At 63.5% G+C, this 22,867-nt stretch carries 21 protein-coding genes; 15 read left to right on the top strand and 6 right to left on the bottom strand.

Annotated features, from left to right (window positions below; translation table 11 throughout):
* Nucleotides 1-108: 108 nt before the first annotated feature.
* From AO356_RS24725 to AO356_RS24700, 6 genes are all read left to right on the top strand, one after another.
* A complete protein-coding gene (locus AO356_RS24725; RefSeq protein WP_060742007.1) occupies nt 109-462 on the top strand; it encodes a hypothetical protein in 354 nt (117 codons plus the stop codon).
* 277 nt (nt 463-739) lie between these two features.
* Nucleotides 740-1,765, top strand: a complete 1,026-nt coding sequence (locus AO356_RS24720; protein ID WP_103309757.1) for a LacI family DNA-binding transcriptional regulator — start codon at nt 740-742, stop codon at nt 1,763-1,765.
* Between the two features lie 154 nt (nt 1,766-1,919).
* Nucleotides 1,920-2,702 carry a TIM barrel protein gene (locus AO356_RS24715; protein WP_060742006.1) on the top strand — a complete coding sequence of 261 codons (783 nt, stop codon included), beginning with the start codon at nt 1,920-1,922 and terminating at the stop codon, nt 2,700-2,702.
* Nucleotides 2,695-3,675 carry a sugar kinase gene (locus AO356_RS24710; protein WP_060742005.1) on the top strand — a complete coding sequence of 327 codons (981 nt, stop codon included), beginning with the start codon at nt 2,695-2,697 and terminating at the stop codon, nt 3,673-3,675. Before AO356_RS24715 ends, AO356_RS24710 begins: the two co-directional genes overlap by 8 nt.
* A gap of 87 nt (nt 3,676-3,762) precedes the next feature.
* Complete coding sequence (locus AO356_RS24705; protein WP_060742004.1) at nt 3,763-5,061, top strand: MFS transporter; 1,299 nt, start codon at nt 3,763-3,765, stop codon at nt 5,059-5,061.
* Nucleotides 5,062-5,076: 15 nt separating this feature from the next.
* Nucleotides 5,077-6,054, top strand: a complete 978-nt coding sequence (locus tag AO356_RS24700; protein WP_060742003.1) for a 2-hydroxyacid dehydrogenase — start codon at nt 5,077-5,079, stop codon at nt 6,052-6,054.
* 696 nt (nt 6,055-6,750) lie between these two features.
* Here AO356_RS24700 and AO356_RS24695 read toward each other — a convergent pair.
* On the bottom strand, nt 6,751-7,119 hold the full coding sequence (locus AO356_RS24695; protein WP_060742002.1) for a DUF6124 family protein: 369 nt from the start codon (nt 7,117-7,119) through the stop codon (nt 6,751-6,753).
* 600 nt (nt 7,120-7,719) lie between these two features.
* Between AO356_RS24695 and AO356_RS24690 the strand changes: the two genes are divergently transcribed.
* Genes AO356_RS24690 through AO356_RS24665 form a run of 6 tightly spaced genes read left to right on the top strand, consistent with a single transcriptional unit; the run spans nt 7,720 to nt 14,563 of the window.
* Nucleotides 7,720-8,679, top strand: a complete 960-nt coding sequence (locus AO356_RS24690; RefSeq protein ID WP_039589986.1) for an AAA family ATPase — start codon at nt 7,720-7,722, stop codon at nt 8,677-8,679.
* Nucleotides 8,680-8,688: 9 nt separating this feature from the next.
* Nucleotides 8,689-9,633 carry a DUF58 domain-containing protein gene (locus tag AO356_RS24685; RefSeq protein WP_060742001.1) on the top strand — a complete coding sequence of 315 codons (945 nt, stop codon included), beginning with the start codon at nt 8,689-8,691 and terminating at the stop codon, nt 9,631-9,633.
* On the top strand, nt 9,630-10,124 hold the full coding sequence (locus AO356_RS24680) for a DUF4381 domain-containing protein (protein WP_060742000.1): 495 nt from the start codon (nt 9,630-9,632) through the stop codon (nt 10,122-10,124). Before AO356_RS24685 ends, AO356_RS24680 begins: the two co-directional genes overlap by 4 nt.
* Nucleotides 10,117-11,196 (top strand): vWA domain-containing protein, encoded by a 1,080-nt coding sequence (locus tag AO356_RS24675; RefSeq protein ID WP_060741999.1) that lies wholly within the window; start codon nt 10,117-10,119, stop codon nt 11,194-11,196. Before AO356_RS24680 ends, AO356_RS24675 begins: the two co-directional genes overlap by 8 nt.
* Nucleotides 11,193-12,929 (top strand): tetratricopeptide repeat protein, encoded by a 1,737-nt coding sequence (locus tag AO356_RS24670; RefSeq protein ID WP_060741998.1) that lies wholly within the window; start codon nt 11,193-11,195, stop codon nt 12,927-12,929. The genes AO356_RS24675 and AO356_RS24670 overlap by 4 nt, the downstream gene beginning before the upstream one ends.
* Nucleotides 12,926-14,563, top strand: coding sequence for a BatD family protein (locus tag AO356_RS24665; protein ID WP_060741997.1), 1,638 nt, complete (start codon nt 12,926-12,928; stop codon nt 14,561-14,563). Before AO356_RS24670 ends, AO356_RS24665 begins: the two co-directional genes overlap by 4 nt.
* Here the strand turns inward: AO356_RS24665 and AO356_RS31230 are convergent.
* Nucleotides 14,551-14,739: a hypothetical protein gene (locus AO356_RS31230; RefSeq protein WP_152032444.1), complete on the bottom strand. Its 189-nt coding sequence runs from the start codon at nt 14,737-14,739 to the stop codon at nt 14,551-14,553. The genes AO356_RS24665 and AO356_RS31230 overlap by 13 nt on opposite strands.
* Before the next feature lie 169 nt (nt 14,740-14,908).
* Here AO356_RS31230 and AO356_RS24655 point away from each other — a divergent pair, with 169 nt between their 5' ends.
* Genes AO356_RS24655 through AO356_RS24645 form a run of 3 tightly spaced genes read left to right on the top strand, consistent with a single transcriptional unit; the run spans nt 14,909 to nt 20,390 of the window.
* A complete protein-coding gene (locus tag AO356_RS24655; protein ID WP_060741996.1) occupies nt 14,909-16,153 on the top strand; it encodes an exonuclease SbcCD subunit D C-terminal domain-containing protein in 1,245 nt (414 codons plus the stop codon).
* On the top strand, nt 16,150-19,791 hold the full coding sequence (locus AO356_RS24650) for an AAA family ATPase (RefSeq protein ID WP_060741995.1): 3,642 nt from the start codon (nt 16,150-16,152) through the stop codon (nt 19,789-19,791). Before AO356_RS24655 ends, AO356_RS24650 begins: the two co-directional genes overlap by 4 nt.
* Nucleotides 19,788-20,390: a glutathione S-transferase gene (locus tag AO356_RS24645; protein ID WP_060741994.1), complete on the top strand. Its 603-nt coding sequence runs from the start codon at nt 19,788-19,790 to the stop codon at nt 20,388-20,390. The genes AO356_RS24650 and AO356_RS24645 overlap by 4 nt, the downstream gene beginning before the upstream one ends.
* A gap of 148 nt (nt 20,391-20,538) precedes the next feature.
* Here AO356_RS24645 and AO356_RS33215 read toward each other — a convergent pair whose 3' ends face one another.
* The 4 genes from AO356_RS33215 to AO356_RS24630 all read right to left on the bottom strand — a co-directional run bounded on the left by AO356_RS33215 (nt 20,539) and on the right by AO356_RS24630 (nt 22,634).
* On the bottom strand, nt 20,539-20,664 hold the full coding sequence (locus AO356_RS33215; RefSeq protein WP_256587218.1) for a hypothetical protein: 126 nt from the start codon (nt 20,662-20,664) through the stop codon (nt 20,539-20,541).
* 175 nt (nt 20,665-20,839) lie between these two features.
* A complete protein-coding gene (locus tag AO356_RS24640) occupies nt 20,840-21,019 on the bottom strand; it encodes a hypothetical protein (protein WP_003202673.1) in 180 nt (59 codons plus the stop codon).
* 156 nt (nt 21,020-21,175) lie between these two features.
* Nucleotides 21,176-22,351 carry a lactonase family protein gene (locus AO356_RS24635; RefSeq protein WP_060741993.1) on the bottom strand — a complete coding sequence of 392 codons (1,176 nt, stop codon included), beginning with the start codon at nt 22,349-22,351 and terminating at the stop codon, nt 21,176-21,178.
* Nucleotides 22,338-22,634: a DUF5629 family protein gene (locus tag AO356_RS24630; protein WP_060743193.1), complete on the bottom strand. Its 297-nt coding sequence runs from the start codon at nt 22,632-22,634 to the stop codon at nt 22,338-22,340. Before AO356_RS24630 ends, AO356_RS24635 begins: the two co-directional genes overlap by 14 nt.
* Nucleotides 22,635-22,867: the final 233 nt, after the last annotated feature.

The following is a 22,867-nucleotide window of genomic DNA, read 5'->3' as shown; positions in this document are numbered from 1 at the left end:
CTGGGGGCCAAACGGCACCCCGAGGCGGTAAACCAGCAGAAAATCCTTCGGGCTGGCAGAATCCACTTTTTGCACCCCGCAGGTGCACTCGATCCTGGAGCCATCACCATGCAAATGACCACCGCCCTTCTGATCGCCAACCCGTGTGATGAAGAAGAAGACAACATGGCCATGCTCTGCTGCCACAGCGCCCAGGGCGAAATGTTCCTGATGACGCGCTACCCCGACGAAGACGAACTGGAAATCGCCCTCGATGGAGAGCCTTCGACCCTGGAGGGCGTGAAGGTGACGCTGAGCCCAACCTTGCTCAGGATCGAAATCGCGGCGGCGGACGCCGATGCGCTCAATGGCGATGATGTGCTGGAAATCAGTCACAACAGTGATGCGGCGGACCTGGAGGAAGTGGAGTTGACCTTGCAGAACATTCTCCGGGGTACAGGGACCTATGTAAGGCAGGCCTGACGCCAGCGTTTTCATGGACGCCATCGCGAGCAAGCTCGCTCCCACAGGAATGGCGTCGTTCACCAATGTGTACAAGTCACCAGTGTGGGAGCGAGCTTGCTCGCGATGGCGATGGCTCAGCTTGCATAGAGAGTGACCGTCATCTCCAAACCGCTCACGACGTGGCAACCGTCGGTCGCTCTCGTATCGAGACGCCCTTGACGGGCGACGGCGTTCTGAGGTTTCCTGAAACCGGTTTCAGAACCGCTGAACAACTCTAATAAGCAGGTTTCAATCCGTGACTTCTTTCTCCGCCGCCCAGCGCAACCGCGTGACCATGCTCGACGTCGCCGAACGCGCCGGGGTCTCCAAAGCCAGTGTCTCGCGTTTCATTGGCGAAGACCGGGCCCTGCTCTCCGAGGCCATCGCCCGGCGCATCGAGCAGGCCATCAGCGAGCTGGGCTACCGGCCGAACCAGATGGCCCGCGGCCTCAAGCGCGGGCGCACACGCCTGATCGGCATGCTGGTGGCCGATATCCGCAACCCATATTCGATTGCCGTAATGCATGGCGTGGAAACCGCCTGTCGTCGCCATGGCTATAGCCTGGTGGTGTGCAACACCGACCGCGACGACGAGCAGGAACGCCAGCACCTGGCTTTGTTGCGCGCCTACAACATCGAAGGGCTGATCGTGAACACCTTGGGTCACCACCGTGACGAACTGTTCGAACTGCGCAGCGAAATGCCCCTGGTGCTGGTGGATCGCAAGGTCGATCGGCTCGACAGCGACCTGGTCGGGCTGGACAACCCGGCGGCCATCGAAATGGCCCTCGATCACCTCGAACAACGGGGCTACCGCGATCTGTTGCTGGTGACAGAACCGTTCGACGGCACCAGTTCGCGAATCGAGCGGGTCGAGAGTTTCAAGGCTGGTATCCAACGGCGGCCTGCCCTGGCCGGCACCGTGGTGGAAACCTCTGATCAGTTGACCACGCGTATCAAGGCCTTTCTTGCCCAGCCTGGCCATGGCCCCAAGGCGTTGTTCTGCGCCAATGGTATCGCCGCCCTGGCCGCCACGACGGTGTTGCGCGAACTGGGTTGCCGCTTGTTCGATGACGTGGGCCTGATCGCCCTCGATGACTTGGATTGGTACCCCTTGGTGGGCAGCGGCATCACGGCCCTGGCCCAACCGACAGCGCAGATCGGCGCCAGCGCGTTCGAATGCCTGCTCAAGCGCTTGCGCGGTGACAACGGGCCGGTGCGGACCCTGGATTTTGCGGCGCGGTTGATTGAGCGTGGGTCGACGCTTGGGAATGGTCGGTGATGGTGAGGGCCCTATCGCGAGCAAGCTCGCTCCCACACGGGATCTGTGGCGCACTGAAGATCCCTGTGGGAGCGAGCTTGCTCGCGATGAGGCCCTAAAACACACCCCCTTTTTTTTGAATAAAACTGAAACCGGTTTCAGAGGTACAACAACAATGCACAACCCACCCGTCTCCATCAGTCTTTCCAGCTACGGCGCCGACCTGGTGCGGCAGCATGGCCAAGGCCGCTTCATCGATCTGTTGGCCGCCGCCGGTGCCTCGCGCATCGAATGGCGCGAAGAATTGCTCACCACCGAACAGCCCGCTGAACTGGCCGCCGCTGCCCGGGCCCAGGGGCTGCAGAGTATATTTTCGTCGCCCCTGGAACTGTGGCTCGCCGGCCAGTCCAGGCCCAACCCCGCCCTGGCGCTGGCCCTGCAACGCGGCGAGGCGTTCGGTTCGACCTGGCTGAAAGTCTCCCTCGGGCATTTCACCGACTCCAATGACCTGTCGGCACTGGCCCAGGTGCTCGCCGTCAGCCCGGTGCAACTGCTGGTGGAAAACGACCAGACCTTGCAGGGCGGGCGAATCGAACCGCTGCAACGATTCTTCACCGCAGTGGAACACCAGGGGCTGCCCGTCGCCATGACCTTCGACATTGGCAACTGGCAATGGCAGGACCAATCGGCCGCCGTGGCCGCCCGCCAGCTCGGACGCTATGTGGCGTATGTGCACTGCAAGGCCGTGGCCCGGCGCGCCGACGGCAAACTCGTCGCCGTGCCTCCGGCCATGACCGACCTGCACGAGTGGGAACAACTGCTCAAGCACATGCCCGCCGGCGTGATGCGCGCCGCCGAATACCCGCTGCAAGACGATGACCTGCTGCAATTGACCGCCCACCATGTCGCCACCCTGTCCCGCCTCGGGCAATCGCGCCAGGAGCCTGCCCATGTCTGAGTTCGATGTGTTGTCGTTCGGCGAAACCATGGCCATGCTGGTGGCGGATCAGCGCGGTGACCTGGCCAGCGTCGACCAGTTTCACAAGCGCATTGCGGGGGCCGACAGCAACGTGGCCATCGGCCTGTCGCGGCTGGGCTTCAAGGTGGCGTGGCTGAGTCGGGTCGGCGCCGATTCCCTGGGGCGCTTCGTGACGCAGACCCTGGAAAACGAGGGCCTGGATTGTCGCCACGTGGCGGTCGACCCGGAGCACCCCACCGGCTTCCAGTTCAAGTCCCTTACCGTCGATGGCAGCGACCCGCAAGTCGAGTATTTCCGGCGCAGTTCGGCGGCCAGTCATCTGTCGGTCGGCTCCATCGCGCCTGCACTGCTTGACGCCCGTCACGTGCACGCCACCGGCATCGTCCCGGCGCTGTCGGGCACGGCCCGCGAGATGTCCTTTGAATTGATGAGCCGTATGCGCGCGGCCGGCCGCAGCCTGTCGTTCGACCCTAACCTGAGGCCAAGCCTATGGGGCAGCGAGTCGACGATGATCACTGCAATCAATCGCCTCGCCGCCCTCGCCCACTGGGTCTTGCCGGGGCTCGGCGAAGGCCGGCTGCTGACCGGCTTCGACGACCCGGCCGACATCGCCGCGTTCTACCTGGACCAAGGTGCCGAAATCGTCGTGATCAAGCTCGGCGCGGACGGCGCCTATTACCGCACGGCGCTGGACCAGGGCGTCATCCCCGGCGTGCCGGTGGCCCAAGTGGTGGACACCGTGGGCGCCGGTGATGGCTTCGCGGTGGGCCTGATCAGCGCATTGCTCGAAGGCCGGGCCATTACCGAGGCCGTGCAGCGCGCCAACTGGATTGGCAGCCGCGCGGTGCAGAGCCGTGGAGACATGGAGGGATTACCGACTCGCATTGAGTTATTGGCTGAATTTGAAACCGCCGATCGCGAGCAAGCTCGCTCCCACATGGCATCGAGTTAACCCCCTGTGGGAGCGAGCTTGCTCGCGATAGAGCCACCACAAAACACACCTGCTGCAACAAAAACAACAAGCTCAGGAGTCAACGACATGCAAACGCTCAACCTCGCCACCCGCCGCTGGTGGTACATCATGCCCATCGTTTTCATCACCTACAGCCTGGCCTACCTCGACCGGGCCAACTATGGGTTTGCCGCCGCCTCGGGCATGGCCAAGGACCTGATGATCACCCCAGGGCTTTCGTCGCTGCTGGGCGCCCTGTTTTTCCTCGGCTACTTTTTCTTCCAGGTCCCGGGGGCGATCTACGCGCAAAAGCACAGCGTGAAGAAGCTGATCTTCGTCAGCCTGATCCTCTGGGGTTCGCTGGCTACCCTGACGGGCGTGGTCTCCAATGCCTACTGGCTGATTGTGATCCGCTTCATGCTCGGGGTGGTCGAGGCCGCGGTGATGCCGGCGATGCTGGTGTACCTGTGCCACTGGTTCACCCGGGCCGAACGCTCGCGCGCCAATACCTTCCTGATCCTCGGCAACCCGGTGACCATGCTGTGGATGTCCGTGGTCTCGGGTTACCTGGTGCAGCGATTCGACTGGCGCTGGATGTTCATCATCGAGGGCCTACCGGCGGTGCTCTGGGCCTTTGTCTGGTGGCGCCTGGCCGATGATCGCCCGGCCCAGGCCAAGTGGCTCAGCGACCAGGAAAAACATGATCTGGAAAGTGCCTTGGCGGCCGAACAGGTCGGCATCAAGGCGGTGAAGAACTACGCCGAAGCCTTTCGCTCTCCCAAGGTGATCATCCTGGCGTTGCAGTTTTTCTGCTGGAGCATCGGCGTCTACGGGTTTGTGCTGTGGCTGCCGTCGATCCTCAAGGCCGGCCTGCAGATGAACATGGTCGAGGCCGGTTGGCTGTCGTCCTTGCCGTACCTGGCGGCGGTGATCGGCATGCTGGTGGTGTCCTGGGCGTCGGACAAGGCGCAGAAGCGCAAGCGTTTTGTCTGGCCGCCGCTGCTGATCGCCTCCATCGCGTTCTACGCCTCCTACCTGCTGGGGGCCGAGCACTTCTGGTGGTCCTATGGCTTGCTGGTAGTCGCCGGCGCTTGCATGTACGCGCCCTACGGTCCGTTCTTCGCCATCGTTCCGGAAATCCTCCCGGCCAATGTCGCCGGCGGCGCCATGGCGTTGATCAACAGCATGGGCGCACTGGGTTCGTTCGGCGGCTCGTACCTGGTGGGCTACCTCAACGGCACCACCGGCTCCCCTGGCATGTCCTTCCTGCTGATGAGCGGCGCCTTGCTGCTGTCGGTCGTGCTGACCCTCGCCCTCAAGCCCGGCGCCAGCGACCGGACCGTCTCCCACTCCGCGACGCCGAGCCCGGCGCCCGCCCGTTCCTGAATCGAGACCCCTCCCATGAAAAAGCACGTGGTGTTGTACAAAGCGCTGTCACCTCAATTGATGGCTCGCCTGCAAGCCCAGGCCCAAGTCACGCTCATCGAACGCCTCGATGCCCAGGGCCTGGCACAACTGCGCGACGCCCTGCCCACGGCCCACGGCCTGCTGGGCGCCAGCCTCAAGCTGGATGCGGCGCTACTGGACCTGGCGCCGAACCTGCAAGCCATCGCCAGCGTCTCGGTGGGGGTCGACAACTACGACATCGACTACCTGACCGAACGCCGGATCCTGCTGACCAATACCCCGGACGTGCTCACCGAAACCACCGCGGACACCGGTTTCGCCCTGATCCTGGCAACCGCCCGGCGCGTGGTGGAACTGGCCAACCTGGTGCGCAGCGGCGGCTGGCAACAGAGCATCGGCCCCCGGCATTTCGGCACCGATGTCCATGGCAAGACCCTGGGCATCATCGGCATGGGGCGCATCGGCGAAGCCTTGGCCCAGCGCGGGCACTTCGGCTTCGGCATGCCGGTGCTCTACCACAGCCATTCGCCCAAGCCCGCGGTCGAGCAACGTTTCGGTGCGCGTTACTGCAGTCTCGAAACATTGTTGCAGCAGGCGGACTTCGTTTGCCTGACCTTGCCCTTGACGGCTGAAACCCAAGGGCTGATCGATGCGCAGGCGTTTGCGAGAATGCGTCCCGAGACCCTCTTCATCAATATCTCCCGAGGCAAAGTGGTGGATGAAGCGGCGCTGATCGACGCCCTGCGCAACGGCCAGATCCGTGGTGCAGGGCTGGATGTGTTCGAGCACGAACCCTTGAGTGCCGATTCGCCGCTGTTGCAGATGGACAACGTGGTAGCGACACCGCACATGGGCTCGGCCACCCACGAGACCCGGGAAGCGATGGCGCGCTGCGCCGTGGACAACCTGCTGGCGGCATTGGCGGGGGAGCGGCCGGAGAACCTGGTGAATTTGGGGGTGTGGAAAGGCTGAGCTATTCACCGCTAATCCCTGTGGGAGCTGAGCTTGCTCGCGATGGCGGTGGGTCAGTTGCATTGAAGTTGAATGTGCCGCCGCCATCGCGAGCAAGCTCGGCTCCCACAATGGATTCGTGGTGTTCCTTGCACCCGCGTCCACCGCCAATCCCCCTGTGGGAGCTGAGCTTGCTCGCGATGGCGGTGGGTCGGCTACATTGAAGTTGAATGTACCGTCGTCATCGCGAGCAAGCTCGGCTCCCACAATGGATTCGTGGTGTTCCTTGCACCCGCGTCCACCGCCAATCCCCCTGTGGGAACGAGCTTGCTGACGATAGCGGTGGCTCGGCCGCATTGAAGTTGAATGTACCGTCGTCATCGCGAGCAAGCTCGGCTCCCACAATGGATTCGTGGTGTTCCTTGCACCCGCGTCCACCGCCAATCCCCCTGTGGGAACGAGCTTGCTGACGATAGCGGTGGCTCGGCCGCATTGAAGTTGAATGTACCGTCGTCATCGCGAGCAAGCTCGGCTCCCACAATGGATTCGTGGTGTTCCTTGCTCCTGCGTCCACCGCCAATCCCCTGTGGGAGCTGAGCTTGCTCGCGATGGCGGTGGGTCAGGCTCCATCTATGTTGGATATTGCGCCGCCATCGCGAGCAGCTCGGCTCCCACAGGTTCTGCGGCTTGCCCAGGATTTAAGGAATGCCACAAGGGCTATGTCGGCTGACGGGTTTCGATGTTGTCCAGTGCACGGTTCGCCAGCAGGCTGCCCAGTTCGATCAGTTGCTGAATGCCCAGGAGGAAATGCCGGCGTGAACCGTCCAGGTCGAAAGCCAGATCATTGACCATGGCATTGGCCGAAGCCAGGGTTTCGCTGAGGTTGGCAAGCAGGCTTTCGGTGTCGATGTCTTTGTTGACGGTGAAGAGTTGGCCGGGAGCAGGTTCTGCTTCGGATTTGTCCGGCTTGGGGTTCAGGTAATGGTCGAGGACTCGGTCGGTGACTTCGTCGTGTTTCTGGGACTTGGTTTTTGGACGCGGTGACGTTGGATCGGTGTTCGGTGGGTTCGGGGTTACTTTGAACATGAATGAATCTCCAAATCAGAAAAAGGAGACCATCAACCTCGCTACCAAACGAAGGTGGCGGCCATACGCGGGTTGGTAGACCGGTGACTTGGAGAACCGGCGCGTCCGAAGACGCCCTGCGCATGACCGCCATAAAACAGATACCAAAAAGGCCTCTGTTACAGGGGCTGTGCGACAAGTCAAAAGCCGGGCTACCAAACCCGATCGCTGATTCATCAGCGACCCGGAAACGATAGAACCTGCCTCCCAAGCGCACAAGCCGGCGAATTCTGGCGCAGTTGTAGGCAACGGCGCAAGACAACGTAGCCTGTTCCAGAGCACTCCTACATCCCGATAAACACCCCTTCACTTTGTGAGTGCTTCGCACTGGAGCGCCAGCCCGGTCAAGCGGGAGCAAGCTCCCTCCCACGGGGTAAGTGCGCCTGTCCGGGTGGGATTCATGGCAAGCAAACCCACCTCACAATCTTTCCAAGCCGATCACAATTCACACGGCCAATCAAAATCCCGTTAGTCGCCACCCCCCGCCATGCATTAAAGTAACGCCCCCAGCCCCGGCGTTATCCGAACGCCTGGGGCCACCCTTTCCAGGAACAGTCACCGATGGAACATCGTGAAGCGCTGCTTGCGCTGCGAACCTTTCTTTCAACGCAGATTCTCGGCCAGGAAAAACTCATCGAGCGTCTGCTCATCGCTTTGCTCGCCGACGGTCATATGCTGGTGGAAGGCGCGCCTGGGCTGGCCAAGACCAAGGCCATCAAAGAGCTGGCCGAGGGCATCGAAGCGCAGTTCCATCGTATCCAGTTCACCCCTGACCTGCTGCCCGCGGACATTACCGGCACGGAAATCTACCGGCCGGAAACCGGCAGTTTCGTGTTCCAGCAAGGGCCGATTTTCCATAACCTGGTGTTGGCGGACGAAATCAACCGCGCCCCGGCCAAGGTCCAGTCGGCCCTGCTCGAAGCCATGGCCGAGCGCCAGGTCAGCGTCGGGCGCAGCACGTATGAACTGTCGCCGCTGTTCCTGGTGATGGCCACGCAGAACCCGATCGAGCAGGAAGGCACCTACCCGCTGCCCGAAGCCCAGCTCGACCGGTTCCTGATGCACGTCAAGATCGGTTTTCCCGATGCCGCCGTGGAACGCCGCATCCTGCAGCAGGCCCGGGGTGAAGCGCTGAACGGCGAGACCAAGCCCGAGCGCCGCGTGAGCCAGCAGGCGATCTTCTCCGCACGCAAGGAAATCCTCGGGTTGTACATGGCCGACGCCGTGGAGGAGTACCTGGTGCAACTGATCATGGCCACCCGCAACCCGGCCAAGTTCGATCCGGAAATGGCCGAATGGATCGCCTACGGTGCCAGTCCGCGGGGTTCCATCGCCCTTGACCGCTGCGCCCGTGCCCATGCCTGGCTGGCCGGGCGCGACTTTGTCAGCCCGGAAGATATCCAGGCCGTGCTGTTCGACGTGCTGCGCCATCGCATCATCCTGTCGTTCGAAGCCGAGGCCGCCGGCATCGACCAGGACCGGGTCGTGCAGCGAATTCTCGACGTCGTCGCTGTCGCTTGAGCATGAGTCATGAATAACCCCCTGGCGCCCGCACCGGGCATCCGCGTCAGCCTTTCGGAGCTGATCGAGATGCGCCATCGCGTGCGCGAGGTGCAACTGTTCTCGACACCGGGCCAGCGCAGCCCGCTGATCGGCCTGCACCACTCCAAGCTGCGCGGGCGCGGGGTGGATTTCGACCAGGTGCGGGTCTACCAGGCCGGCGACGACGTGCGCACCATTGACTGGCGCGTCACCGCCCGGACCCAGGAGCCCCACACCAAGCTGTTCCACGAAGAGCGGGAACGGCCGATCTTCATCATGATCGAGCAAAGCCACCGGCTGTTCTTCGGCTCGGGGCTGATGTTCAAGTCGGTACTCGCCGCCCAGGCCGCCAGCCTGATCGGCTGGGCCGCGCTGGGGCACAACGACCGGGTTGGCGGCCTGGTGTTCGGTAACAACACCCATTACGAAGTCAAGCCACGGCGCAGCAAACAGAGCCTGTTGCAATTGCTCAACCGGCTGGTGCGGGTCAATCAGTCACTGCACACCGAGGGCGAGCCGGACCGCGACTCGTTCGGCATCGCCCTGCGTCGGGCCCGGGAAGTGCTGCGGCCCGGCAGCCTGGTGATCGTGATTTGCGACGAGCGTGCGTTGTCCGACAGCGCCGAACAGCAACTGAGCCTGCTGTCGCGCCATTGCGACCTGTTGCTGCTGCCGCTGTCGGACCCGCTGGATCACGCCTTGCCCGCCGCCGGTTTGCTGCGTTTCGCCCAGCGTGGCGCGCAGTTGGAGCTCGACACCCTGAATTTCGAACTGCGCCAGGCCTATCGCGCCCAGGCCGAGGCACGCCAGGCGCGTTGGGAATTGCTGGCGCAAAAGCTGCGAATCCTGATGATGCCCCTGAGTACCCAGGGCGACATGGTCGAGCAGCTACGCGAATACCTGAACCCCAAGCGGGCCGGGAAAAGCCGATGAGCAGCCTCGATCAATTGCAGCCGCTGATGGCGCCACCGCCCATTGGTTTCTGGCCGCCCGCGCCGGGCTGGTGGTTGCTACTGCTGATGTTGCCGTTGCTGGGCCTGGGGCTGTGGCAATTGCGCCGGTTCATTCCCGCCAAGCGTACCGCCGACCGCAGCGAGCAACCCCTGGACCCGGTGCGCCTGGCCGCCCTGGCCGAACTCGCCCGGCTGCCCAAGCCCTACGACGGCGCGCCGGCCGGTGCCTGGTTGCAGCAACTCAACGGGCTGCTCAAGCGCCTGTGTCGCAACCACTACCCCTACAGCCAGAGCCACACCCTCAACGGGCGCAAATGGCTGGCTTTCCTGGACAACCGTTGCCCGGCCGCTGGCTTGACGCGCTGGATGGTACTGGTGGAAGGCGCCTACAAGCCCGAATGCAAGCTCGATGACAAAGCCATCGCCGGCCTGACCCAGGCGGTCGAAATCTGGATTCGCAAACATGTTTGAATTCGCCTGGCCGTGGGTGTTCACCCTCTTGCCGCTGCCCTGGCTGATGCGCCTGGTGCTGCCGGCGGCCGACAGCGGCGAGCCGGCGCTCAAGGTCAGTTTCCTCGGCGACCTGGAAGGCCTGGTGGGCCGTCGGGCCCGGGCCAATCTGCCGACCTGGCGGCAACAAGCGCCCTTTATCCTGCTCTGGCTGCTGTTGCTGATCGCCGCTGCACGACCGCAGTGGCTGGGGGAACCGCTGCCCATTGCCGCCAGCGGTCGCGACCTGCTGGTGGCGGTGGACGTCTCGGGCTCCATGGACTTTCCCGACATGCAGTGGAAGGACGAAGACGTCAGTCGCCTCGCGCTGGTCCAGCACATGCTCGGGGATTTTCTCGAAGGCCGCGAAGGTGACCGGGTCGGCCTGATCCTGTTCGGCAGCCAGGCCTACTTGCAGGCACCGCTGACCTTCGACCGCCGCACCGTGCGTCGCTGGCTCGACGAGGCGCGCATCGGCATCGCCGGCAAGAATACCGCCATCGGCGACGCCATCGGCCTGGCCCTCAAGCGCCTGCGCCAGCGTCCGGCCCACAGTCGCGTACTGATCCTGGTCACCGACGGCGCCAACAACGGCGGCGAAATAGACCCGCTGACCGCCGCGCGGTTGGCCGCCGACGAAGGCGTGAAAATCTATCCGATCGGCATTGGTGCCGACCCGGAACAAAGTGGCACGGCGGGCTTCCTCGGCGTCAACCCGAGCCTGGACCTCGACGAGCCGACCCTCAAGGACATTGCCCAGGTCACGGGCGGTCGCTATTTTCGCGCCCAGGATGGCGAGCAATTGCTGGCGATCAAGACCACCCTCGACCAGCTCGAACCGGTGACCCAGCAACCGACCCAGGCACGCCCTGCCCTGGCGCTGTATCACTGGCCCCTGGCCGCTGCGCTGCTGTTGAGCATATTGCTGGTGGCCCGGGCGCGCTGGCCGGACAATCCACTGCAACGTCTGTTCAACCAGCCGCTGTTCCAACCGTCCCAACACACCGAGTGGCGCCAGCGGCTCAAGCGCCTGCGCTTGCGGAGGCGTCGATGATCGCCCTCTGGCCGCACTGGCTGCGCCCCTGGTTCGTGTTGCTGCTGCCGTTGCTGGGCTGGTTGCTTTGGCAACTGTGGCACCGGCAGAAACGGGTGGGCCGCTGGCAGATGATCCTGCCGCCGGCCTTTCATGCGGTACTGCTCAGTGGCGGCAGTGGTCGGGAAAGCCGGCTGCCGTGGATTGCCCTGGGCCTGGGCTGGCTGTTGATCGTGCTGGCGTTGCTGGGGCCAAGCTGGGCGCGGGTCGAACAGACCAGCCAGAAACCCGCCGATCCGCTGATAGTGATACTGGAACTGACCCCGGAAATGCTCGCCACCGATGTCCCGCCCACGCGCCTGGAACAGGCCCGGCGCAAGGTACTGGACCTGTTGCAGAACCGCAGCGATGCCCAGACCGCGATCATCGTCTATGCCGGCAGCGCCCACACGCTGGTGCCGCTGTCCGACGACCTGGCCACCAGCACCAACCTGCTCGAAGCCCTCGCGCCGTCGATCATGCCCCAAAGCGGCCATCGCGCCGACCTGGCCGTTCATAAAGCCATGGCCCTGCTGGACCAGGGTGAACTCGGCCACGGTCGGATCCTGCTGATCGGTTCGTCGTTGAACGAGCAGGAACGTGAAGGCATCCGCCAGGTCCTGGACGGTTCCGCCACACAATGGCTGATGCTGGGCATCGGTACCCGCGAAGGCGCACCGGTGGCCCAGGAAGATGGCAGTTACCTCAAGGATGCCCAGGGTTCGATCCTGGTACCGCGCCTGGACAGCCCGGGCCTCAAGGCCTTCTCCAACGAGCTGGACGGCCGCTACCGACCGGCGCGGCTGGACGACAGCGACCTGCGCGGCCTGGGTCTGCTGGACGGTCCTCGCCATCTGCGCAGCGACGGCCAGACATTGCGCCTGGACACCTGGGCCGACCAGGGTTATTGGCTGCTCCTGCCCTTGTTGCTGCTGGCCGCTTGCGCCGGGCGTCGAGGCTGGCTGTTCTGCCTGCCGCTGCTGTTCATGTTGCCGCAAACCGGCCACGCTTTCGAATTCCAGGACCTGTGGTTGCGCCCCGACCAGCAGGGCCAGCACTTGCTCAAGCAAAAGCGCCCCGCCGAAGCCGCCGCCCACTTCGAAGACAGCCAATGGCAAGGCGTCGCCCTGTACGAAGCCGGCCAATACAGCGAAGCCGCCCGGCGCTTCGCCGAAGGCAACGACGCCCGTGCCCACTACAATCGCGGCAACGCCCTGGCTCGCAGCGGTGAGCTGGAAGCCGCACTGGACGCCTATGAACAAGCCCTGGAATTGCAACCCGACCTGCGCCCGGCCCAGACCAACAAGGCCCTGGTGCAGAGCCTGTTGAACGAACAGGCACCACCGACACCAGAGCCCAAGCCCGCCGAACGCGAGGAACCGGGCCAGGGCGAGCAAACGCCGGATAGCACTTCGACGAGTCAATCTTCAGAAGAGGGCCAACCCTCCACCGAGGCCACCGCGACACCGGACGAATCCCAGCCGCCACGGACCGCGCAAGCGCCCACCGCCCAGGATGTGCCGGGCAGCGAGCTGCCCGACGAGCAGACCACCACGCCGCCGCTGCGTCCCGCCGCCGGCCAGCGCAATGAAGAAGAACAACGCCAGGCCATGGAACAATGGCTGCGCCAGATCCCGGACAATCCCGGCGAGCTGCTCAGGCGTAAATTCTGGTATGAACAGCAAAGCCATCAGGCCCAGGGAAAAACCCCATGACCCGCTTCACCGCCTACCTCCTCGTCTTGCTGCTCTGGGCCTCTGGAACCCAGGCTGCACAGCTGACGGCCAGTGTGGACCGCAGCCGCCTGAACTCAGGGGAAACGGTGGAGCTGACCCTGGAATCCAACGACGCCACGCTGTTCGGCAAACCCGACCTGGGCCCGCTCCAGGCCTTGTTCGATGTGCGCGGCACCCGTCAGGTCAACCAGTTGACGACCCTCGACGGCGAGAACCGCGCCACCACCCGCTGGATCGTCACCCTGCTGCCGCGCCAGAGCGGCACCGTGATCATTCCCCCGCTGCAACTGGGTGAAGTGACCAGCCAGCCGATCACCTTGCAAGTCATCGAAAGCGAAACCCGCAATGCGTCCGGGACCCTGGCACCGGTGTTCATCGAGGCCAGCCTCGACCAGACCCAGGTGTATGTGCAGGCCCAGGCAATCCTGACATTGCGCATCTACCATTCGGTGTCGCTGTACGACGACAGCAGCCTGACGCCACTGCACATCCCCGATGCCCGCACCGAACAACTGGGCGAATCGCGCACCTATGAAAAGGTCATCAACGATGTGCGCCACGGCGTGATCGAGCTGCGTTATGGCATCTACCCGCAACGTAGCGGTGAGCTGACGATCCCGGCCCAGACCTTCAGCGCCACCCTGGTCGAACCGGTGGCCCAGGACGCAGCCCCTTCGGGTCCCAAGCCCGGCCAATTGATGCGGGTAAGCTCCGAGCTCCTGCAACTGAGCGTCAAGCCCAAGCCCGCCAGCTACCCGGCCGACGTGCCTTGGTTGCCGGCACGCAGCCTGTCCTTGAGCGAGAGTTGGAGCCCGGAACCGACCCACAGCCAGGTGGGCGACTCCTTGACCCGCAGCCTGACCCTGGAAGCCGAAGGCCTGGCCAGCGCCCAACTGCCACCGCTGCCGGCCACCGAGATCAACGGCCTGCGACGTTATCCGGACCAGCCGGTACTCAGCAGCCGCAGCAGTGAACGCGGGCTGGTGGGCAGCCGCGAAGACCGCGAGGCGCTGGTGCCCAACCGCAGCGGCACCATCGAGCTGCCACCGGTGGAGGTGGTCTGGTGGAACACCCTGGAAGATCACCTGGACCGCACCAGCCTCCCGGCGCGGACCCTGCAGGTGGCGAACAATCCGAGCCTGATGGTGGATACGCCCGCCGGCACGGCGCAGATCGTGACGACGGTCGACAGCGAGACCCTGTGGTATTGGCAACTGAGCAGCCTGATCCTGGCCTGCACGACGCTGCTCGGCTTTGGCTTGTGGTGGCGCGCCCGCTGGCAGCCGGCCATCCTGCGCTCGACCCAGGCCGGACCGAGCCCGCGCACCCTGCTGGACGACCTCAAGCGCACCTGCCTGGCCAACGACCCCCACGCCACCCGCCAGGCCCTGGACGCCTGGGCCCGCCAGCAACCGGAAACCCTGGCCGACATGGCGGCGCGTTTCGTGCCGCTGTCCGACGCCCTGGACGGCCTCAACGGCGCGCTCTACAGCGAGACCGGCCAGCATTGGCAAGGCGAAGACCTGTGGCGCGCGATCCGCACCATCCCGCCCACCGAAGGGGCGCTGGATGCGGCCGGTGATTCGGGATTGCCACCGCTTTACCCCAAATAACCCACGCCTTGTCTTGCAGCTTTTGCAGCTTTTGCAGCTTTTGCAGCTTTTGCAGCTTTTGCAGCTTTTGCAGCTTTTGCAGCTTTTGCAGCTTTTGCAGCTTTTGCAGCTTTTGTGGCTTTTGTGGCTTTTGTGGCGAGGGAGCTTGCTCCCGCTCGATTGCGCAGCAATCGCAAAAAGGGGCCGCTGCGCAGCCCAGCGGGAGCAAGCTCCCTCGCCACAGGGGCGTGTTCAAATAGATCCCATGAAGTTGAACAAGTCCTCCCCCCCGTTTCCCAGTAAACTCTCCTTCTTTTAGCCGCCCTTCTCTTCCCCGCGGCCATCATCTGTTTTCTGGAGTTTGCCTTGCGTCTGTTTCACACCTCCGACTGGCACCTGGGGCAAAACCTGCACGGTCAGGAACGCGATTTCGAACACGCCTGCTTCCTCGACTGGCTGCTGCGTCAGCTGACCCACGAAAAACCCGACGTACTGCTGATCGCCGGTGACATCTTCGACACCGTCAACCCGCCGGTCAAAGCCCAGGAGCGGCTCTACGACTTCATCGTCAGCGCCCATGAGCAAAACGCCAACCTGACCATCGTGATGATCGCCGGCAACCACGACTCCGGCTCGCGAATCGAACTGCCTGCGCCGCTGATGCGACGCTTGCGCACCCACGCCCTGGGCCGGGTGTTGTGGCTGGACGACGGCCAACTGGACGTCGAGCGCCTGTTGTTGCCATTGCCCGATGCCAAGGGCAAGGTCAAGGCGTGGTGCCTGGCCCTGCCGTTCCTGCGTCCCGCCGAAGTCACCGGCGCGCAACTGGGCGACGACTACCTGCGGGGTATCGGCCAGGTGCATGAGTGGCTGATCGCCGCGGCCAACAGCAAGCGCAAGAAAGGCCAGGCGCTGATTGCCATCAGTCATGCGCACATGGCCGGCGGTTCGGTGTCCGAGGACTCCGAGCGCAGCCTGATCATCGGCAACGCCGAGGCCCTGCCCGCCAGCCTGTTCGGCCCGAGCATCAGCTACGTCGCCCTCGGCCACTTGCACAAACCGCAGAAGGTCAACGGCGAAGAGCGCATCCGCTACAGCGGCTCGCCGATCCCGCTGTCATTCTCGGAAATTGGCTACCAGCATCAGATTCTCGACATCACCCTGGACGGCGAAACCCTGGTCAAGGTCGAACCGCGCCTGATTCCCCGGGCTGTCAACCTGCAACGCCTGGGCCCGGCCCCCCTGGCCGATATCCTTGGGCAACTCAAGGAGCTGCCCGACATCGACCTGTTGGCCGACGTCCAACGCCAACCCTGGCTGGAAGTGCGGGTGCGCCTCGACGAACCGCAGCCGGACCTGCGCCACCAGGTTGAAACCGCACTGCAAGGCAAGGCCGTGCGCTTGGTGCGGATCGCCGCCGAGTACGCCGGCAACGGTGGCACCGGCAGTGCCGATGACGGCAACGCGCTGGTGGAACTGGATCAACTCAGCCCGCAGGAACTGTTCAGCCGCGCCTGGCAGGACACCTATGGCAACGAAGTGGATGAACAGACCCTCAAGGACTTTGCCGTGCTGTTGCAAGACGTGCAGATGGAGAGCGAGCAACCATGAAGATCCTCGCGATCCGCCTGAAGAACCTGGCGTCCCTGGCCGGGCCGTTTGAAATCGATTTCACCGCCGAACCCTTGGCCAGCGCCGGCCTGTTCGCCATTACCGGTCCCACCGGGGCCGGCAAGAGTACGCTGCTCGACGCCTTGTGCCTGGCGCTGTTCGGCGCTGTGCCGCGCCTCAACAACACCGGTCGCGATGCCAAGGTGCCGGACGTCGATGGCGAGATTGCCACGGGCGATCCGCGCACACTGTTGCGCCGTGGCACCGGCGATGGTTTTGCCGAAGTGGATTTTCGCGGCCTCGACGGGCGCCGCTACCGGGCCCGCTGGGAAGCCAATCGCGCCCGGGAAAAGGCCGGCGGCAAATTACAAGCCAGCCGCCAGAGCCTGCGGGACCTGGACAACGATCAACTGCTGGCGAGCCAGAAAGGCGAATACAAGACCCAGCTCGAAGCCGCCCTTGGCCTGAACTTCGAGCAGTTCACCCGCGCCGTGTTGCTGGCCCAGAGCGAGTTCAGCGCGTTCCTCAAGGCCGATGACAACGACCGCAGCGAACTGCTGGAAAAACTCACCGACACCGCCCTGTATACCCGCCTCGGTCGTCGCGCCTTCGACAAGGCCAAGCAAGCCAAGGAAAACCACAAACAGCTGCAGGACCAGGCCACCGGTGTCACCCCGCTGGCCCCCGAAGCCCGGGCCGAGCTCGACCAGCGCTTCAACGACGCCCAGCAACAACTCAAGGCCCAACAGGCGCAACTCAAGCAACTGGAGCAGCAACACACCTGGCTGCGCGACCTGCGCCAATTGCAGGATGAACACGCCAGCGCCGCCGAACAGTTGCAACAGGCCCAGGCCGATTGGCACGCCCTGGCCGACGAACGCCTGAAACTGACCCGCCTGGAACAGTTGGCGCCCCAACGCCATCAGTTCATCCGCCAGGCGGAACTGAGCCGACAGCTCGAGCCCTTGGCCGCGCAGATCCAGCAGCTCACCCAGCAGCAAATCGACCTGCACCAGCAGCAAGCCGAACTCGAAAAAGGCCTGGGCGTCACGCAACTGGCATTGGTCGCGGCCCGGCAACAAAGCAGCGACAGTGCGCCGTTATTACGCCAGGCTTTCGAGGAGCAAAGCACCCTCGCCCGTCTCGTCAGGGACGCCAGCCAGGCCGCCGGGCACCAGGACCAGGCGCAACAAGCGTGCACCGAAGGCCAGCGCGCCATCGACACCTTGCTCGAACAGCAGAAACAGGTGGCCGAGCGCTTGCAGCGAATCGCCGGCGAGCTTGAACAAAGTACGCACCTGGCACCGCTGAGCGACGCCTGGAACGCCTATCGCGACCGCCTCCAACAACTGATGCTGATCGGCAATCGCCTGAACCAGGGCCTGGCCGAACTCTCCATGCTGGAGCAAGGCGCCGCCCGTGCCGCCGAGGAACTGGCCAGCCGCCGACAAGACCTTGAGGTGCTGTACAAGGAAGCCGGCGCCGAGCCGGAGGCCGTGGCCGAACAGATCCAATTGCTCGGCACCCTGCTGCAAGACAACCGCAAGCAACTGCGCGCCTTCGAAGACCTGACCCGGCTGTGGGCCAGTCAGCAAGAACTGGACAAACGGGGTGCCGAGCTCGAGCAACGCCAACAACAGGCGTTGCAGGAACGTGACCGCCTGGTGCGTGAGGGCGGCGAAGCCAAGGCCGAGCTGACCATCGCCGAACAGACCCTGACCGTGACCCGCGAACTGCTGGAACGCCAGCGCCTGGCCCGCAGTGAAAGCGTCGAACAACTGCGCGCACAGTTGCAGGACGAGCAGCCCTGCCCGGTGTGTGGCAGCGTCGAGCACCCTTATCATCAGCCCGAAGCCCTGTTGGAAAACCTCGGACGCTTCGATGAAGCCGAAGAGGCCAACGCCCGCAAAGCCGTCGAACAGCTCAATGAGAAAGTCATCGACCTGCGGGCGCAATACAGCGGGGTCATTGCCCAGCTCAAGGAACTCAAACAACAACAGGAACAGCTCGCCAGCCAGCAACAGAGCCTGGCGCCCAGCCTGGAAGCCCACCCGTTGTCGGCGCAACTGCTGGCCCAGGATGCGAGCAAGCGCGACGCCTGGCTGGCCCAACAGAACAGCCAATTGCACCTGCGCATCGGCCAGGACGAACAACGCCAAGCCGCCCTGCTGACCCTGCAACAGGACGCCGCACGCATGGGCCAGCGCCTGCGCGAGGCCGAAACGGCCAGCCAGCAGGCGTCACACCACCTGGGCAACCAGCAGCAAGCACTGGCCCGCGACCGCCAGCGCCTGGACGAGGAACTGAACCACTTCAGCACCCTGCTACCGGCGGACACCTTGCAGGCCTTGCGCAGCGAACCCGCCGCGACCTTCCTGCAGCTCGACCAGCAGATTGCCCAACGCCTGGAGCAACTGGAACAGCAGCGCGACGAACTGGACGAACAACGCCAGCGCCAGCAGACCCTGGAGAAAGAGCAGGACCGCCAGCAGACCCGCGTCCAGCAACTGGAAGCGGCCCGCCTGCAATTCAGCGCCCTGAGCGAGCAACAGCAGGCCTGCCAGGAGAAACTCGCGCAACTGCTCGGCGAACACCTCAGCGCCGAACAATGGCAACAACAACTCGACCAGCGCCTGGAACAGACCCGGGAGGCCGAGGCGACGGCCAATCAGCAGTTGCAGCAAGTGCGCAACAGCCTTGTGCAACTGGCCGCCGAACTCAAGGCCCGCCAGGAGCAGGCGCAATCCCTGGACCACGAACTTCAGGCGTTGACCACGGGTATCGCGCAGTGGCGCACCGGCCATCCTGAACTGGACGATGCCGCCCTTGAAGCCCTGCTCGGCCTGGACGAGCAACACGTCGGCCAGTTGCGCCAGCGCTTGCTCAACAGCGAAAAAGCCATCGAACAGGCCAGCGTATTGCTCACCGAACGCGAGCAGCGCCTGCACAACCACCAGGCCCAGCACAACGGCAACCTGGCGCCCGAACAACTCGCCGAAGCCCTCGCCGAACTGCAAACTCAATTCGCCGTCAGCGAACAGCGTTGCGCCGAACTGCGTGCCGAACAGGCCGAGGACCAGCGCCGACAGAACGCCAACCAAGCCCTGGCCCAGCAGATCGAACAGGCCTACGCCGAATACCAGCGCTGGGCACGCCTCGATGCGCTGATCGGCTCGGCTACCGGCGACCGCTTCCGCAAACTGGCCCAGGCCTACAACCTCGACTTGCTGGTGCATCACGCCAATGCCCAACTGCGACAACTGGTGCGCCGCTACCGGCTCAAGCGTGGCGGCAGCATGCTCGGTCTGCTGGTGATGGACACGGAAATGGGGGATGAACTGCGCTCGGTGCATTCGTTGTCCGGCGGCGAAACCTTCCTGGTCTCCCTCGCCCTGGCCCTGGGCCTGGCCTCGATGGCGTCGAGCACATTGAGGATCGAATCGCTGTTCATCGACGAAGGCTTCGGCAGCCTCGACCCCGAATCGCTGCAACTGGCGATGGACGCCCTCGACGGCTTGCAGGCCCAAGGCCGCAAGGTCGCGGTGATTTCCCACGTGCAGGAAATGCACGAGCGGATCCCGGTGCAGATCCAGGTCCGTCGTCAGGGCAACGGGTTGAGCACGGTGGAAGTGAAATGAGCCGCGCCACGCTCTATTCCTTCCGCCGCTGCCCCTACGCGATGCGGACGCGCATGGCCTTGCGCTACAGCGCGGTCGAGGTGACGATTGTCGAAGTCAGCCTGAAGGCCAAGCCCGCCGAGATGCTCGCCCTCTCCAGCAAAGGCACGGTGCCGGTGCTGCAGGTCGATGGCCGGGTGATCGATGAAAGCCTGGAGATCATGAGCTGGGCCTTGGCCCAGCACGACCCGCAAGACTGGCGGCTACGGGACAACGCCGACGGCCAGGCGTTGACGGCGGCGTTGATCGAGGAAAACGACCAGGTGTTCAAGCTGCACTTGAATCGCTACAAGTACCCCGAGCGCTACCCCGAGTACCCGAAGGAGCATTACCGCAGCCAGGGCGAAGACTTTCTGCGTCGCCTGGAGGCACTGCTTGCAACCCGGCCGTTTCTGGCAGCGGAGCACCAGAGCCTGGCGGACGTGGCAGTGATGCCCTTCATACGGCAATTCGCCCACGTCGACCGCGACTGGTTTGCCCAGGCGCCCTATCCCCGGCTACAGGATTGGTTGCAGAGGTTCCTGGAGTCCGAGCTGTTCGTGGCGATCATGGCCAAATAACGCCCTGCACAAAACCCTTGTGGCGAGGGGATTTCTGTGGGAGCAAGGCTTGCCCGCGATACAGGCGACTCGATTTCTGAAGGACCGCATCGCCTTCATCGCGGGCAAGCCTTGCTCCCACAAAATATCAATAACCGGCCTGGTCCGATCAATCGCTCAGCAGACTCAATAAGCGCTCACGTGCCACTTCCAACTCACCGGCATCCGGTTGGGCCGCCGAGACAATCGGCGTGGAGTAGAGAAACAGCAGCATCACTGCCAGACGCATCGCCATGGTGTCGATCCTTATCTGCGAAGGAGTCAATTTGTCAGCGTCAAATTTAAACACATGGCCAAGTGATATTACAGCGGGATTTTTCCAGAAACGGCGAAGCCTGCGATCTTTTCTCTTTCACCTGAATGTTCAGTGAAGATGAAAAGATCGCAGGCTTCAGGCGTTGCGCGAGATTTCAGTGTTGGGTCTTGTGGTCCAGCGCCGCATAGAAGTTGGCGCTTTGTTGCAGGTATTTCTCGGTGTAGCTCTGGGTACGGTTTTTCTTGTCGCTGATCTCGACACTGGCACTGGCGGGCAGCGCTACGGTGGCAGAGATGGCGGAAGCGGCGATCACGGAGAAGAGATTCAGATTCATGGCGGTAGACCTCGGATTCAGTTGGCTGACTTGCCCGGTTGGGCCGTGGAGCAAACTTACGCGCCGAGGCGTCTCGCTTTGAAATGCTTTGCAATACTAGCGAATATCAGTCTCGTTGATACAACGGCGCAGGCCTTGAAAACCAAGGCCTGCGGTCTATTGACGCAGCATGAACTTCAAGTCGCTCGGCGCATCCATCGGCATTTTCTGCACGGTTTTACCCAGCAGACCGCTCTTCGGATCGCGCTCGACCACCACGATCTGGTTGCTCTTCTGATTGGCAATCAGCAGGAATTTCCCGCTCGGGTCGAGGCTGAACTCCCGCGGATGATCGCCTTCGACCGAGCGCCGCTGCAGCTCTTTGAGCGTACCCGCAGCCGGGTCAATGGCGAACACCAGCACTTCATTGGTGGTGCCACGGTTACTGACGTAGAGGAACTTGCCGTCCCTGGAAGCATGCAGCGCAGCCGCCGCCCTGCCCGGCTGGGGTTTGCCGGCGGCCAGGTCGACCAGTTGACGCTGGGTCAGGCGGCCGTCCTGGTAATCGAACACCGCCACTTGCGCGCTCATTTCCATGGTCAGCCAGGCGTGCTTGCCGTCAGCGCTGAACAGCAGGTGACGCGGTCCGCTGCCAGGTGGCAACTGCACGAAAGCCGGGTCGGCGGCGATCAGCGGCAGCTCGGGATTGGCCTTGGGGTCGTAGCGGTAGATGAACACCTTGTCCGCCCCCAGGTCGTTGGCGAACACGTACTTGCCATCGGGCGAGGAGACCGCCGCGTGCACATGGGCCGACATCTGCCGCTCGGGGTTGACCCGGCTCGGTTGATGGCTGCTCAACTGCACCACCGGCGACAGCTTGCCGTCGGCACCCACCGGCAATACCGCCAGGGTGCCGCCCGGGTCTTCCACGACCGAATAGTTGCTGACCAGCAGGTGCCGACCATCGCCGCTGAGGCTGGAATGGGTCGGCTCGTTGCCCAGGGATTGCACCTGGTTGATCAGGCTGATGGCATGGGTCTTCGGGTCGATGGCGTAGCTGCTGACCTTGCCCACCGGGTCTTTCTGGCCCGGACCGTTTTCGTTGACCACGAACAGCCGGGTCAGGTCGGGCGAGAGAGTCAGCCACGAGGGGTTGTCCGTCTTGATCACTTGCAAGGGGTTGGCGTCGATCTGGCCGGTACGGCTGTCGAACTGCAACCGATAGATGCCTTGGCTCTGCCCGGCGGTATAAGACCCCACCAGCAGTTGATGACGCTCTTCGGAGTCCGCCTGGACGCCCATGGCGCCCAGGCTGCCGGCCATCAACAGCGGCCAGAAACTACGCATTTTCATCTTCGTCGTCCTCATCGTCGTGGCCGCTGGTGGCGTCCACGCATTCCAGACGGTGGTCACCGGAATCACTGGTGATGATCCAGTGATTCGAAGCCTTGTCGAACGTCGCGGCCTGCATTTGCGCCGGCGTGAAACGCCAGTGCTCGAGGGTGCGGCCGTTCATGCACTCGACGTGCAGTTGGTCCTGATCGTCGAGCTCAAAATTGAATGCGTGCAGCCCATCGATAATCAGCATGTCGCAGGATTCGAGGGCAAGCAGCAGGGGGTCGGTTACGGCAGTCATGGTGATCAGTCGGTCTTTGGGAAAGTGGCCATGATAACCCAATGGGCGAGTGGACCTTGGGCCATCACTTCAGAAGCGATGTTGACCGGGCGATCGCCATCGCGAGCAAGCTCGCTCCCACCATTAGGATTTCAGTGAATACAGATCTTGTGTTCACAAAAAATCCAGTGTGGGAGCGAGCTTGCTCGCGATGGCGGCAGTCCATCAAACCTCAATGCAACTGCCCCACCGCG

Origin of the sequence: Pseudomonas fluorescens, assembly GCF_001307275.1 — a bacterium.
Lineage (GTDB): Bacteria > Pseudomonadota > Gammaproteobacteria > Pseudomonadales > Pseudomonadaceae > Aquipseudomonas > Aquipseudomonas fluorescens_AA.
Note: the sequence above shows the minus strand (reverse complement) of the source record. Positions and strands in the feature narration are given on the sequence as shown.